Source organism: Pedobacter faecalis (assembly GCF_030182585.1).
GTDB classification, from domain to species: Bacteria; Bacteroidota; Bacteroidia; order Sphingobacteriales; family Sphingobacteriaceae; genus Pedobacter; species Pedobacter faecalis.
On record NZ_JARXOW010000002.1, the window covers coordinates 177510 to 190782 of the forward strand.

Here is a 13273-nt window from a genome sequence, read left to right on the forward strand (position 1 = left end):
TCGGAATAGTGGATTTTACTTTGCATCTTTGTTGCATTAGCATTAGTATTCATGAAAAGACTTCTTTTTGTCGTTGCGCTGCTCAGCGCAGCAGTTTCAGTAGTTGCGCAGGACAATCCGCTTTGGCTGCGCTATCCCGCAATTTCGCCCGATGGCAGCCAGATTGCATTCGGTTATAAAGGCGATATCTACCTGGTTAGCAGTGGTGGTGGACAAGCCGTGCCGCTGACCTTGAACGAGGCGCACGATATGATGCCGGTGTGGAGTCGCGATGGGAAGACCCTGGCTTTTGCGAGCAACCGCTACGGCAACTTTGATGTTTATACGGTGCCTGTTACGGGTGGAAGTCCCCAACGTTTGACATTCCACAGCAGTAATGACTACCCCTACGATTTTACCGCCGATGGCAAGAGTGTCGTGTTTGGCAGTTCCCGAAACGGCAACGCCGAAAGCGCACGCTTTCATAGTCCGCGCGTATTCCAGAACCTGTATTCGGTTAAGCTAGGCGGTGGCCGCCCGGTGCTGATCAGCGCCGCCGGTATGGAGTATGCACGGTTTAACCGCGATGGCAGTAAGCTTGTTTTTGAAGATAAAAAGGGATTTGAAGATGCCTGGCGCAAACATCATACCTCATCGGTAACCCGCGATATCTGGGTCATGGATGTCAAGGCGAATACCTATAAGCAGGTGTCGACCTTTGAGGGGGAAGACCGTAACCCGGTTTTTAGTGCCGACGACAGCATGATCTATTTTTTAAGTGAAAAGAACGGTAACCAGAATATATACAGTACACCGGCATCGGGGGCTGCAAGTTACACTCAGCTCACTCAGTTTAAAGATAACCCGGTAAGGCACCTGACCCGCGCTTCGGACAATACGCTTTGTTTCTCACAAAACGGCGAGATCTATCTTTTGAAAAACGGTCAGACAGCGAAAGTCCAGATCAGGATCTTGAACGACGGTCGCGATAATCTGGTTAAAACGATGCCGGTAAATGGCGACATTACGGAGTTCGCCTTGAGCCCCAATGGAAAGGAGATTGCTTTTGTAACCCGGGGCGAGGTGTTTGTGACGAGCGTAGAGAACGGTCAGACCAAGCAGATCACGAAAACGCCGCAGCAGGAGCGCATGGTAACCTGGGCGCCTGATGGCAAGGCTATTATTTACTCGACCGAGCGAAATAAAAGCTGGGACGTATACCGCAGTGTAATTGTGCAGAAAGACGAACCTTATTTCTATGCGGCTACGGTAATCCGCGACGAACCGCTTATTGAGGGTGTAACGGAGCAGTATCAGCCGGAGATTTCACCCGATGGTAAGGAGATTGCCTATGTGGAGAACAGAAATGTGCTGCGGGTATTCAACATCAAATCTAAGAGCAGTCGCACGCTGCTTCCTGCAGGGCATAATTATTCGTATAGTGACGGCGACTGGAGTTTCCAGTGGAGCCCGGATGGTAAGTATATTCTGACCGACGATGAGAACGGCTATATGTCGAGAAGTAATATTGCGATAATTAAGGCCGACGGATCGGGTGAAAGGTTATATCCGGTCAACAGCGGATTTGGTGAGGCTATGGGCAAGTGGGCGCTGAATGGCAAGATGATGACCTGGGCGAGCAGTCGCTACGGGCGGAAGTCGCTCGCCATACAGGGCAACCGCGAGATGGATATATTTGGCGTGTTCTTCGATCAGGCGGCTTACGATCAGGCCAACATGACCAAGGCAGATTATGAGCTTTTTAAAGAGCGTCAGCAAAGGGAGCGCATAGCGCCGAAGGATAGTCTCCCGGCCAAGTCGAAAGCCAAAAAGACGGACACCGCCAAAAAAGGTTTTGTGCCCGACTTCAACAACCTGGAGAATCGCCGGGTTAAGCTTACCATAAACAGCAGTTCGCTTGGTGGCTATGTACTGAACGCAGATGCAAGCAAACTTTATTATTTGTCGGCCTTTGAAAGCGGTTACGACCTTTGGGTTACGGATACGCGAAGCAGGGAGACAAAGATTCTGGCCAAACTATCGGGCTCGCCCAGCGGAATTGAGATGAGTAAGGATGGCAAGAGCTTGTTTGTGGCCAACAGAGGTAAGCTGGTGAAGGTGGAGAGTGAGAGTGGCCGGGTAACGCCAATTGGTATCAATGGCGATGTGGCGCTGGACGCTGCTGCTGAGCGAAGCTATATTTTTGAACATGCATGGCGGCAAACCAAGGCGAAGTTTTACGATCCTAAACTCCACGGGGTTGATTGGGATATGTATTACACCACATACGCCAGGTTTTTACCGCACATCAGTAATAACTTCGACTTCCAGGAGTTTTTGAGTGAGCTGCTGGGTGAACTGAACGCTTCACACACCGGTGGTCGTTTCTCGCCGGCTATCCCGAACGCCGATGAGACTGCCGCTCTGGGACTGCTTTACGACGAGACCTCAACCAGCGATGGTTTAAAGATCACAGAGGTTATTGCGGGTGGACCGCTAGCCACCAATACAAGCAAGGTGAAAGCGGGGCATGTTCTTGAGGCTATAGACCAGACTACTTTATCAACTGATCTGGACTGGGCTAAATTGCTGAACAATAAAAAAGGCCAGAACGTACTGCTAAGTTTCTATGACCCGGCCAGCAAGCAGCGGTGGACGGAACGCATCAGACCAATCGGTATTGCCGATGAAAACAGCCTGATGTATAAGCGCTGGGTAGCCCGGATGGAGAAAATGGTGGACAAGTTAAGCGGCGGCAAGGTGGGCTACGTGCATGTAGAGGGAATGAATGATGCCAGTTTCAGGGAAGTTTTTGATGTGGTAATGGGCAAAAATATAGAAAAAGAAGCGCTGATTGTCGACACCCGCTTTAACGGCGGAGGCTGGCTGCACGATGATCTCAATACGTTCTTGTCGGGCAAAAAATACCTGGAGTTTGCGCCGCAGGGCAACAGGCTTAAAGGCGGCGAACCTAATGTGCGCTGGACCAAACCGAGTTGTGTGGTGATGAACGAGGCGAATTACAGTGACGCTTTTATTTTCCCTTACATCTATAAGCAGAATGGCATCGGTAAGCTGATCGGGATGCCGGTAGCGGGTACTGGCACAGCCGTTTGGTGGGAGCGCCAGATTGATCCGACGCTTATTTTCGGAATCCCGATGATCGGTACCATCGGCAAGGAAGGCCGTACGACGGAAAACCTGCAGGTTGAGCCCGATATCCGCGTGCCGGTAAGCTACGAAGATTATCTTCGCGGAAAGGATACACAGATTGAGGTTGCTGTAAAAGAAATGCTGAACGCTGCTTCCCGATAGGGAGGCAGCATTTATACGAAGCTGGCGAGCGACTTATCTATGATCGCCAGTGCTTCGTTGATCTGTTCGGTACTGATCACCAGTGGCGGGGCCAGCCTGATCTTGTTGCCATGGGTAGGTTTGGCCAGAAGGCCGTTCGCTGCAAACTCGAGGCATATATTCCAGGCCAGGTCTGAGTGCTCATCACTATCGATAACAATAGCGTTGAGCAGTCCCTTGCCGCGGATCTGTCTGATAAGTCGATTTCGCCCGGCTATTTCCTGAAGTCCGGCACGGAACCGGTTTCCAAGTATCTCTGCATTTTCAGCCAGCTTTTCATCTAATACGACCTGCAGCGCTTCTTTAGCCACTGCGCATGCAAGTGGATTGCCGCCATATGTAGAGCCATGCTCGCCTGGCTTAATGGTCAGCATCACTTCATCATCAGCCAGAACGGCCGAAACAGGTAATACACCGCCCGAAATGGCTTTTCCGAGGATGAGTACGTCAGGCCTGGGGGTATCGCTGCTGTGAATATCATAAGATGCCAGCATATTGCCGGTCCGTGCAATGCCGGTTTGTATCTCGTCGGCTACGTACAGCACATTGTATTTTCTGCACAGATCGTGCACAGTCCTCAGGTAGTCTGACTCAGGTACCACAACGCCGGCCTCGCCCTGTATGGGTTCTACAATGAAGGCGGCTATATTTTTATCGGACTTAAGTAATGATTCCAATGCCCCTGCATCGTTATAAGGCACTTGGACAATCCCTTCTACAAATGGGCCAAAATCTTTTCGTGCATCCGGATCGCTGGATGCCGAAACGACGCTGATGGTACGCCCGTGAAAGTTATCTTTTGCAAAAACAATTTTGGCCTGGTTTGCCGCTATGCCTTTTACAAGGTAGGCCCATTTGCGGCATAACTTCATGGCGCTCTCTACGGCTTCTACTCCTGAATTCATAATGAGCACCTTCTGGTAGCCAAAAAGTTTGCTCATGTATTGCTCCAGATCGCCCAGTTTATCGTTGTAAAAGGCGCGTGACGTTAATGTTAGCCGCTGCGCCTGCGTGGTAAGCGCTGCAATAATACGCGGGTGGCAATGCCCCTGGTTTACCGCGGAATAAGCCGACAGGAAATCAAAATATCTTTTTCCGTCTACATCCCACAGAAATGGTCCGCTGCCACGCTCGAGCACCACCGGTAAGGGGTGATAATTATGTGCGCCGTATTCTTCTTCGAGGTGGATGAACTTTTCACTTTTTGGGGACTGCAGACTGGTGTTCATAAGCAATAGTTTTTAGCAAACTTAACATTTTATCAGCTACAGCACCAAGTTGCCCGTGGTATTACTGTATCATCTGCGTTTTTTCCAGGGGCCTGTTATCGCTAAAGTGAGCCCCGGATTCTGGATGTTAATAAAGAACGTGTTCCCGTTTGGCGAAAACACCGGTCCTGCAAATTCAGAATTGCGGTAGCCTATATTTTTTGCGATAACATAGGTCTTGCCTTCTGGCGTAATACCGATTACCCGCGCATCTTTTTTGTCTTCACAGATAATGACGTCGCCCCAAGGCGCAATGGTTAAGTTATCACAATTCTCGAAGGTCTCAATGTTATCGGATTCAATAAAAAGCTCGAGCCTGCCCGGACTATTTTTCTCTTCCGGCTTACCTTCAAATTTGCTTGGAACGTATTTGAAGATTTGTCCGTGCTTATTGTGCCCTCCGTCTGTACACGCGAAGAATAATTCGCCGTTACCAAACCATATACCTTCACCGCGTGAAAATCTTGCCGCACCCATTTTAAATCCGCGTAACCTGAGGTCTCCATCGGGCGCCTCAACGTCGTCCAGGTCGATCCATTCCACCTCAAAGGATTTTTTTTGCGGAAATTTATCGGTGGTAAGCGATTTATAATTGCGTGTGTCGGCACTTTTCCATTCTTTGATGGACAAGCACTGCAATTTTCCGCCGTTGTGCAGTTTGCCATAAGCGTTGGGGAGGTAGCGATAGAACAAACTATCTCCTTCATCTTCTGTCTGGTATACGATTCCTGTGCCCGGCTGAACCGCTACTGCTTCATGCGTAAAGCGACCCATCGCTTTGATAGGTTCAGGGCTTGTAATTCCGATCCGGTCGGTAGCCGGAACCTCAAAATTGAAGCCGTGCTCCTTTTCAAGGCCAAGTCCCTCATTTTTTGGGGTTAAACTGCTCTCTTCGCAGGTAATCCAGGATTTCCAGGGCGTAATGCCTCCGGCACAGTTTCTGACCGTACCTACAAGACTGAGGTACTGACTTTCTACGGTCTGCGTTTTTTCGTTGTAAATTAACGTAGTGGTTCCGCCAACACAAGTTTTATCGCCGCCTGCGAAGTCATATATTTTGTTTTTATCAATTTTATGAATGAGTTCATTGTCCTTTCCGAACGGTCCTAGTATATCAGCGCCCGGACTGTTTTCGTGGTTTCTGATCAGAATGGTTTTGCCGTTGGTATGAGAAAAAGATCCCATACCGTCGTACATGCCTGGCATGAGCAATCCATCGTTCATGAGGTCTCCTTTGCGCGAGATAACTTTGGCGGTGAAACCCTTAGGAAGACTTAGAATGTCGCCCTCGCGATGAAAAAGCGGGCCAAAGCCTGCGCCCGGATCGGCGTCTAAAAGATACATTGCTGCCTTAGCCGCATAATTGTTTAATCCTGTAAAACCGAGGCTGACCAGGGCAGTATTTTTTAAAAAGCTTCTTCTTGAACTCATAACTGTTTGTAAATATTCTATGCAAAGTTAATTGAAGTGTATTAAGTTAATGTTAAAATGGACTTCCGCTTCCAGGTCCTGTCAGGACGGTTCATGATGCAGATCTAAAAAATAATACAGATACTCGTATATCAGATGTAACCAATATAAACAGCATTCAAATGAAATTTCTTTTTTTACTATTATCTTTTTTTTCCAGTGTTAGTGTTTTCGGACAAAAGCTTTGTGTTTATGATCTAAGGGTGGAACATTTAGAAAACCCTTTGTCGGTAGACGCAGCCAAACCCAGACTCGGATGGAAGATTTCGTCGTCCCTGAAAAATACCTTGCAGACCGGCTATGAAATCCGGGTTGGAACTGACGAAAAAGGAATCAGGTCGGGTAAGCAGCTGGTCTGGAATGCTTCGGTAAAGTCAGATCAGTCGGTGTTGGTGCCTTATGGAGGCACGCCCCTGAAGTCGAAACAGCGTTATTACTGGCAGGTTCGCGTAAAGGATAATCACGGTAATACCTCGTCATGGAGCAAAGTGCAGTATTGGCAAACTGGTTTGCAGGCGGGCGACTGGACCGCGAAGTGGATAGCTGTACCGGAAAAGGATACTTCCTCGAGAAGTCCGCTTATGAGAAAAACATTCGATCTGAAGAAGCGTGTGAAGTCGGCCACCGTGTATGTGACGGCCAAGGGGCTTTATGAAGCATACATCAATGGTCGCAGGGTGGGCGACAGTTACCTTACGCCTGGTTGGACGAGTTATAAAAACCATTTGCAATATCAGGTTTATGACGTAACCGGATTATTGCTGTCGGGCGCCAACGCCATCGGCGTCACCCTGGGCGATGGCTGGTACAAAGGCCGGATCGGCTTTAACCATCAACGTCGCTTTTATGGAGATACCAGAGCACTGCTTATGCAGCTCGAGGTAGCGTATACCGACGGAACGAAAGAGGTTGTAAATACAGATGAAAGCTGGCTTTCGTCTTATGGTCCGATTGTGGCTTCTGATGTTTACGATGGCGAAGTTTACGACGCACGGCAGGAGAAGACAGGCTGGAGAACGGTCTCTTACACTGCAGATGCAAGTTGGAAACCCGTTCGGATTATAGAAAAGGGTACTGAGCAACTGGTCGGGATGAGTGGGCCGACCGTGAAAAAGCATGAGGTTTTTAAAGCGTTAAAGGTTTTTAAAACCCCTGCGGGAGAAACGGTGGCCGATTTCGGTCAGAACCTGGTGGGTTGGGTAGTTTTAAAAGCAAAAGGTCCCGCCGGTACCAAGATTACCCTAAGTCATGCTGAGGTGCTGGACAAGTCCGGGAATTTTTACACCACCAACCTGCGCTCGGCCAAAGCGCAGAACACGTATATTTTGAAAGGTGATGCTGAGCAATCGTTCGAACCGCATTTTACATTCCAGGGCTTCAGGTATGTGAAGATAGAAGGTTACCCGGGTGACGTATCACCGGAGCAACTCACCGCAGTTGCCGTGTACTCGGCAATGGAAACCACCGGTAAGTTAAGCACTTCAAATGCACTGCTTAACCAGTTGCAGCATAATATCCAGTGGGGGCAGAAGGGGAACTTTGTGGATGTTCCGACCGATTGTCCGCAGAGAGACGAGCGTTTGGGCTGGACTGGTGATGCGCAGGCTTTTGCAAATACTGCTGCTTATAACATGGATGTAGCTGGGTTTTTTACCAAATGGCTGAAAGACCTTAAAGCCGATCAGCATAAAAACGGTAATGTCCCTTTTGTTATTCCTGATGTGATGAACCAAAATGATGCAGGTGCTACAGGATGGGCCGACGCGAGTACAATCATTCCATGGTCGATGTATCAGGCTTATGGCGATAAAGGTATTTTGGAAGCGCAGTTTGACAGTATGAAGGCTTGGGTCGACTTTATGACATCCCGGTCGAAGGACAACCTCTGGAATACCGGATTTCACTTTGGCGACTGGCTTTTTTATCGCCCCGACGATGATAATGACGGTCGCGCTGCGGTGACAGACAAGTATATGATTGCACAATGTTTTTACGCAAACTCTGTTCAGATTCTTATTAACGCGGCAAAGGTGTTAGGTAAGCCGGATATAGAGGGCAAGTATGAGGATCTGCTTAAAAAAATTAAAACGGCCTACGTACAAGAGTATATGACCCCGGGTGGGCGATTGATTTCGTCTACCCAGACAGCTTATGTGCTTGCGCTGCAGTTTGATATGTTGCCCGAGTCGTTGCGTGCGCAGGCGGCCGACCGCCTGGTGCAGAATGTACGGAGTTATGGCAATCACCTGACCACGGGCTTTTTGGGTACACCTTATCTATGTCATGTGTTGTCGCGTTTCGGACATACGAATGTTGCTTACGACCTGCTGATGCAGGAAAGTTATCCTTCCTGGTTGTATCCGGTAAAGATGGGCGCAACAACCATTTGGGAGCGCTGGGATGGTATAAAGCCTGATGGTAGTTTCCAGACACCTAATATGAATTCGTATAACCACTATGCCTATGGTGCGATAGGCGATTGGATGTATAGAAATATGGCGGGTATCAATCAAAGTAGCCCGGGTTACAAGGAAATTGTGATTCAGCCTGTGCCGGGAGGCAAGCTGAGTAGTGTTTCGGCCGAGCTAAGCACGCCTTATGGTCCGGTCGCTTCTGCCTGGAAAATTGAGGATGGCCTGTTTAAACTTAGGGTGGAGGTACCTGCCAATACGAAGGCAACGGTTATTTTACCGGCGCCAATCCTGAAATCGGGAGCTGAAACCGGCACCACGACGACCGTAGGATCAGGTGTTTATGAGTTTGAGTGCAGACTGAATAAATAATTTTTAAATAAAGTCTACCGGTTTACTAGATTATTTTTATATTTGTCGCATAGTCATGTGGCCGAGAGGTTAGGCAGAGGTCTCATAACCTTTAATGGCGGTTCGAGTCCGTCCATGACGACAAGGCAAATAATATAATTGCCTATCCCGGACGTCTGTCGGAAGACTTGTCCAAACTCGTTTATATTTGGTTTGAAAAGGGCTGTATCTGGAGTGATCAGCCCTTTTTCTTTTGGTATATTTGCTTAAGAATTTATAAGACTATGATTGGACTTGCTTCGGGTGTTTGTAAGCGTTTGATGCTGACGGCTGCGCTCTTATTTGCTTTTGCCTTCGGTGTTCAGGCTCAGCAAAAGTTGGTAAGGCTTAAAACGACGAAAGGGGATATCGTACTGATGTTGTACGATAAGACGCCGCGACATCGGGACATGTTTCTACGGGAGATCAGCACGGGGACTTATCGCAGCGCAGCATTTAATAGGGTAATCAAAGATTTTGTGAGCCAGGCAGGCGAGTTGGACGATAGTATTTTGACCCGCGAGCAGAAGCATCCTGAGCTCGGCCGCAAAAGATTACCCGCAGAATTCGTCGATTCGTATATTCATAAAGCGGGTGCTTTGGGTGCGGGTCGCGACGACAATCCGGAGAAAGCTTCATATTTTAATCAGATCTATCTGGTGGCAGGGAAAAAGTTTACAGATCTGCAGCTGGACGAGTTGGAGAAGAAGACAGGCAGGCGGCTGTCAGCTGCTGCCAGGGAAATATATAAAACGAGGGGCGGCACGCCTCATCTAGACGGCGGGTATACGGTGTTTGGGGAGGTTGTTTCGGGTATGGATGTGGCCAGTCTGATCAATGGTGTACAAACCGATACCAGCGATGTCCCTTTAGTACCGGTGATATTTAAGGCGGAGGTTCTGTCAAAGGCCGAGGCCAATCGGTTGAAAAGGCGTCTGGCTACTCCAATAACGCACAAATAGGTATTCCCGATTAATTCGTATATTTGCCCCCTCGTAAAATTTAAAATATAATTCCGATGTTGAATATTGTTCTATTTGGTCCTCCGGGTGCAGGCAAAGGCACTCAGTCTGAAAAATTAATCGACAAGTACCAATTGGTTCACATCTCGACCGGTGATTTGTTCAGGGCGCATATAAAAAATCAAACGGCGTTGGGGCAGCGTGTTAGTGCCTTAATTGCCGAAGGTCAGCTGGTGCCCGATGAGATCACTATTGCGATGCTGGAGGAAGAAGTAGATAAGAATCCGGGGGCTAAAGGCTTCATTTTTGACGGCTTTCCGCGCACTGTGCCACAGGCAAAGGCATTAGATGATTTTCTTGTAAGTAAAGGTACTGAGATCGCGGGGGTTATTGCCCTTGATGTTGATCAGGCTGAGTTGACTAAGCGCATTGCACAGCGCCAGTTGGAAACCGGCAGGGTAGATGATCAGGCCGACAAGCTTCAAAAGCGGATAGAGGAGTATTTTGATAAGACGGTTCACGTATTGCCCTACTATGAATCGCAAGCCAAACTGGCTAAAGTGAACGGCATCGGCCAGATTGAGGATATCTTCTCGGCGCTTTGTACGGTAGTTGACCAATACTAATCGACAGACTACATGTCGCAGGGTTCAAATTTTGTAGATTATGTGAAGATCTGCTGCCGTTCTGGTAAGGGCGGCGCTGGTTCCGCGCATTTGCATCGTGATGTACGGACGGCCAAAGGCGGTCCGGACGGTGGGGATGGCGGCCGGGGCGGCCATATTATTTTGCGCGGAAACGCACAATTCTGGACTTTACTGCATCTCAAATATCGTAAACATATTATAGCCGAAGACGGCCAACCCGGGTCGGGCGCAACATCTACCGGTAAATCTGGTAAAGATGAGATTCTGGATGTTCCGCTCGGGACAATCGCTAAAGATGCAGAGACCGGTAACGTCTTGTTTGAAATCACACAAGATGGTGAGACACGCATCCTAACGCCGGGCGGCCGTGGTGGTCTGGGTAACTGGCACTTCAAGACTTCTACGATGCAAACACCGCGCTTTGCGCAGCCTGGTGAACCGGGACGGGAAGAATGGATGATTCTTGAGTTGAAGGTGCTAGCAGATGTCGGACTGGTAGGTTTTCCAAACGCGGGTAAGTCTACTTTACTTTCCGTGGTATCGGCCGCGAAACCTGAGGTCGCTGACTATCCGTTCACGACCATTGTGCCAAACCTTGGCATTGTTTCTTACCGTGATGGCAAATCTTTTGTAATGGCCGATATCCCCGGAATCATTGAAGGTGCGTCTAAGGGAAAAGGCCTTGGCTTCCGGTTTTTACGGCATATAGAACGTAATTCAGTGTTGCTTTTTATGGTTCCGGCAGATACTCAGCGTACGATTGCACAGGAATACTCCATATTGAAGTCGGAGCTTAACGATTATAATCCCGAACTCATGCAAAAGCCGCATTTGCTGGCTATTACTAAATCGGATCTGCTTGACGAAGAGCTTACGACGGAGATGACAAAGGAACTTCCTTCCGGTATTCCGTATGTTTTCATCTCTTCAGTAGCACAAAAAGGCATTCAGGAGCTGAAAGACAAACTCTGGTCGGCTATTGATGCCGGTTAAGAAAAGCTTCTTTTTTCATTGACCGGGCTGCAATCCAGGCGCTGAGAATCATAAGGACGGCTCCGGCAAGGAAAGGTGCGCCGGCGAACTTAACGGGTGCCTGGGGCCTGGTGAACCATGCGAAGAGGTAGGTCATCATTAAGGGACCAATGATAGAAGTCGCACTCATAAGACTTGTCAGCGCTCCCTGAAGTTCCCCTTGCTCGTTCTGAGGAACGTTCCCGGACATCACGGCCTGAAGTGCCGGGCCTGCTATGCCACCAAGGCTGTAGGGCACCAGAAAGGCAAACATCATCCAGCTTTTTGTTGCAAAGGCAAATAGCAGAAGCCCAAGCGCATAACATCCGAGGCCAATGTAAATGCTTCGCTCATTCCCAAGTTTCGGATTGATGACACGGATTAGTCCGCCCTGGACACCGGCAATAAGTAAGCCCACGGTCGTAAGCGAGATACCGATGGTAAAAGTGCTCCAGTTAAATTTTTCAATGTTGATGAAAGTCCAGGTGCTCTGCACGGCGTGACCCGCAATATACACGAATACCAGGGCTACGATAAGTCCCCCGAGGCCCTTGTACCGCGTCAAACGGAGAAGTGAGCCTAGTGGGTTTGCCCGCTTCCAGTCGAACGCCCGCCTGTGATCTTTGTCGAGCGACTCAGGGAGAACGAAAAATCCATATACCACATTGATGAGCGTAAGTATGGCTGCGGCAATAAAGGGCACTCTTGGACCAAACTCGCCAAGCAAGCCTCCAAGGGCAGGGCCTATCACAAAACCAAGTCCGAAAGCCGCGCCGATCATGCCGAAGTTTTGGGCGCGGTTTTCATTTGTGCTGATATCAGCAATGTATGCCGTGGCTGTAGTGAAGCTTGCGCCGAAAATACCAGCGATAACACGGCCAACAAAAAGCCACCATATGGTAGGCGCAAAGGCTAGGAAAATGTAGTCGATCCCAAAGCCGAAGAGAGAAAGGAGCAGCACCGGGCGGCGACCATACCTGTCGCTAAGATTACCTATGATCGGTGCGCACACAAACTGCATAATGGCATAGGCGAATGTTAGCCATCCGCTCCATTTGGAAGCATCGCTGATGGTTCCGTCGATCAGGTGTTCAATGAGAAGCGGAAACACGGGAATGATAATTCCGATGCCGATGACATCCAGGAGAAGTGTGATAAAGATGAAACTTAATGCTGCCTTACGTGAACCTGCCATGGAAAAATATTTTTTGGGGACGCAAGGTAGGAACTATTTTTGAATTTTTCTTTGCCGGATAATGGCAGCCGGATTACCCTTATATATCATGTTCTCAGCGAGATTGCCTGATGCCACTGAGCCTATCGTGAGTACTGAGCCTTTGTGTGCCCTCGTGCCGGGTGGTAATATGGCACGGGCAGCGATCCAGACGCTGTCCTCTATGATAACGGGTCTCGTAAGCAGATCGAAAGAAGCAGAGGTGTAGTCGTGATTTCCGGTAATGATCATGGCCTGCTGGGAGATACAGACATTTTTGCCGATAAGGACGAAGTCTGTGTTTTCAATGGTACATTCAGCAAGCCAGCAGTGGTCGCCCACCCTTAATTTCCATGGATATTTTATCTGGATACCTGGCTTAATTCTCACATCTTTGCCGATTCGGGCCCCGAAGAGTTTGAGTATGAACACCAGAATACTGCTGGAAGGAATGATTCCTGAACGCACAAGCAGTGTGCTTGTAAAATACCATAGTGATATTCTGAGAAGGGATGCGCCCGTGGAAAAGCCTTTTTTATCGAAGTTCTTTTTAAGCTGCATTCAGATA

Annotated in this window: 9 protein-coding genes and 1 tRNA gene; 6 read left to right on the forward strand and 4 right to left on the reverse strand. The window is 48.8% G+C overall.

The annotated features are described in order from the left end of the window. Positions 1–51 precede the first annotated feature (51 nt). On the forward strand, positions 52–3294 hold the full coding sequence (locus QEP07_RS14450; RefSeq protein WP_285010872.1) for a S41 family peptidase: 3243 nt from the start codon (positions 52–54) through the stop codon (positions 3292–3294). 11 nt (positions 3295–3305) lie between these two features. On the opposite strand, the gene rocD is transcribed toward QEP07_RS14450, so the two are convergent. Together rocD and QEP07_RS14460 are read right to left on the reverse strand one after the other, a co-directional pair. Further along, a complete protein-coding gene (rocD, locus tag QEP07_RS14455) occupies positions 3306–4562 on the reverse strand; it encodes an ornithine--oxo-acid transaminase (RefSeq protein ID WP_285010873.1) in 1257 nt (418 codons plus the stop codon). 69 nt (positions 4563–4631) lie between these two features. Continuing rightward, the gene (locus QEP07_RS14460) at positions 4632–6032 is read right to left on the reverse strand and encodes an alkaline phosphatase PhoX (protein WP_285010874.1); all 1401 of its coding nucleotides are present in this window, start codon (positions 6030–6032) and stop codon (positions 4632–4634) included. 161 nt (positions 6033–6193) lie between these two features. On the opposite strand from QEP07_RS14460, the gene QEP07_RS14465 reads away from it, so the two are divergent. From QEP07_RS14465 to obgE, 5 genes are all read left to right on the forward strand, one after another. Further along, positions 6194–8854, forward strand: a complete 2661-nt coding sequence (locus QEP07_RS14465) for a family 78 glycoside hydrolase catalytic domain (RefSeq protein ID WP_496196563.1) — start codon at positions 6194–6196, stop codon at positions 8852–8854. Between the two features lie 51 nt (positions 8855–8905). After that, positions 8906–8975: transfer RNA gene (locus tag QEP07_RS14470), tRNA-OTHER, on the forward strand. Positions 8976–9117: 142 nt separating this feature from the next. Then, positions 9118–9834 (forward strand): peptidylprolyl isomerase, encoded by a 717-nt coding sequence (locus tag QEP07_RS14475; RefSeq protein ID WP_285010876.1) that lies wholly within the window; start codon positions 9118–9120, stop codon positions 9832–9834. 56 nt (positions 9835–9890) lie between these two features. Further along, a complete protein-coding gene (locus QEP07_RS14480; RefSeq protein WP_256007269.1) occupies positions 9891–10460 on the forward strand; it encodes an adenylate kinase in 570 nt (189 codons plus the stop codon). A gap of 12 nt (positions 10461–10472) precedes the next feature. Further along, positions 10473–11474: a GTPase ObgE gene (obgE, locus tag QEP07_RS14485; protein ID WP_256007270.1), complete on the forward strand. Its 1002-nt coding sequence runs from the start codon at positions 10473–10475 to the stop codon at positions 11472–11474. Here obgE and QEP07_RS14490 read toward each other — a convergent pair. Both QEP07_RS14490 and QEP07_RS14495 read right to left on the reverse strand, forming a co-directional pair. After that, positions 11458–12687: a TCR/Tet family MFS transporter gene (locus tag QEP07_RS14490; RefSeq protein WP_256007271.1), complete on the reverse strand. Its 1230-nt coding sequence runs from the start codon at positions 12685–12687 to the stop codon at positions 11458–11460. The two genes, obgE and QEP07_RS14490, sit on opposite strands and share 17 nt — an antisense overlap. A gap of 33 nt (positions 12688–12720) precedes the next feature. Beyond that, on the reverse strand, positions 12721–13266 hold the full coding sequence (locus tag QEP07_RS14495) for an LbetaH domain-containing protein (protein ID WP_285010877.1): 546 nt from the start codon (positions 13264–13266) through the stop codon (positions 12721–12723). Positions 13267–13273 lie beyond the last annotated feature (7 nt).

Bases quoted from the DNA above. Each gene is read 5' to 3' on its own strand.
- QEP07_RS14450 (WP_285010872.1), top strand. From the start codon at position 52: ATGAAAAGACTTCTTTTTGTCGTTGCGCTGCTCAGCGCAGCAGTTTCA.
- QEP07_RS14460 (WP_285010874.1), bottom strand. From the start codon at position 6,032: ATGAGTTCAAGAAGAAGCTTTTTAAAAAATACTGCCCTGGTCAGCCTC.
- QEP07_RS14480 (WP_256007269.1), top strand. From the start codon at position 9,891: ATGTTGAATATTGTTCTATTTGGTCCTCCGGGTGCAGGCAAAGGCACT.
- rocD (WP_285010873.1), bottom strand. From the start codon at position 4,562: ATGAACACCAGTCTGCAGTCCCCAAAAAGTGAAAAGTTCATCCACCTC.
- QEP07_RS14490 (WP_256007271.1), bottom strand. From the start codon at position 12,687: ATGGCAGGTTCACGTAAGGCAGCATTAAGTTTCATCTTTATCACACTT.
- QEP07_RS14465 (WP_496196563.1), top strand. From the start codon at position 6,194: ATGAAATTTCTTTTTTTACTATTATCTTTTTTTTCCAGTGTTAGTGTT.
- QEP07_RS14495 (WP_285010877.1), bottom strand. From the start codon at position 13,266: ATGCAGCTTAAAAAGAACTTCGATAAAAAAGGCTTTTCCACGGGCGCA.
- obgE (WP_256007270.1), top strand. From the start codon at position 10,473: ATGTCGCAGGGTTCAAATTTTGTAGATTATGTGAAGATCTGCTGCCGT.
- QEP07_RS14475 (WP_285010876.1), top strand. From the start codon at position 9,118: ATGATTGGACTTGCTTCGGGTGTTTGTAAGCGTTTGATGCTGACGGCT.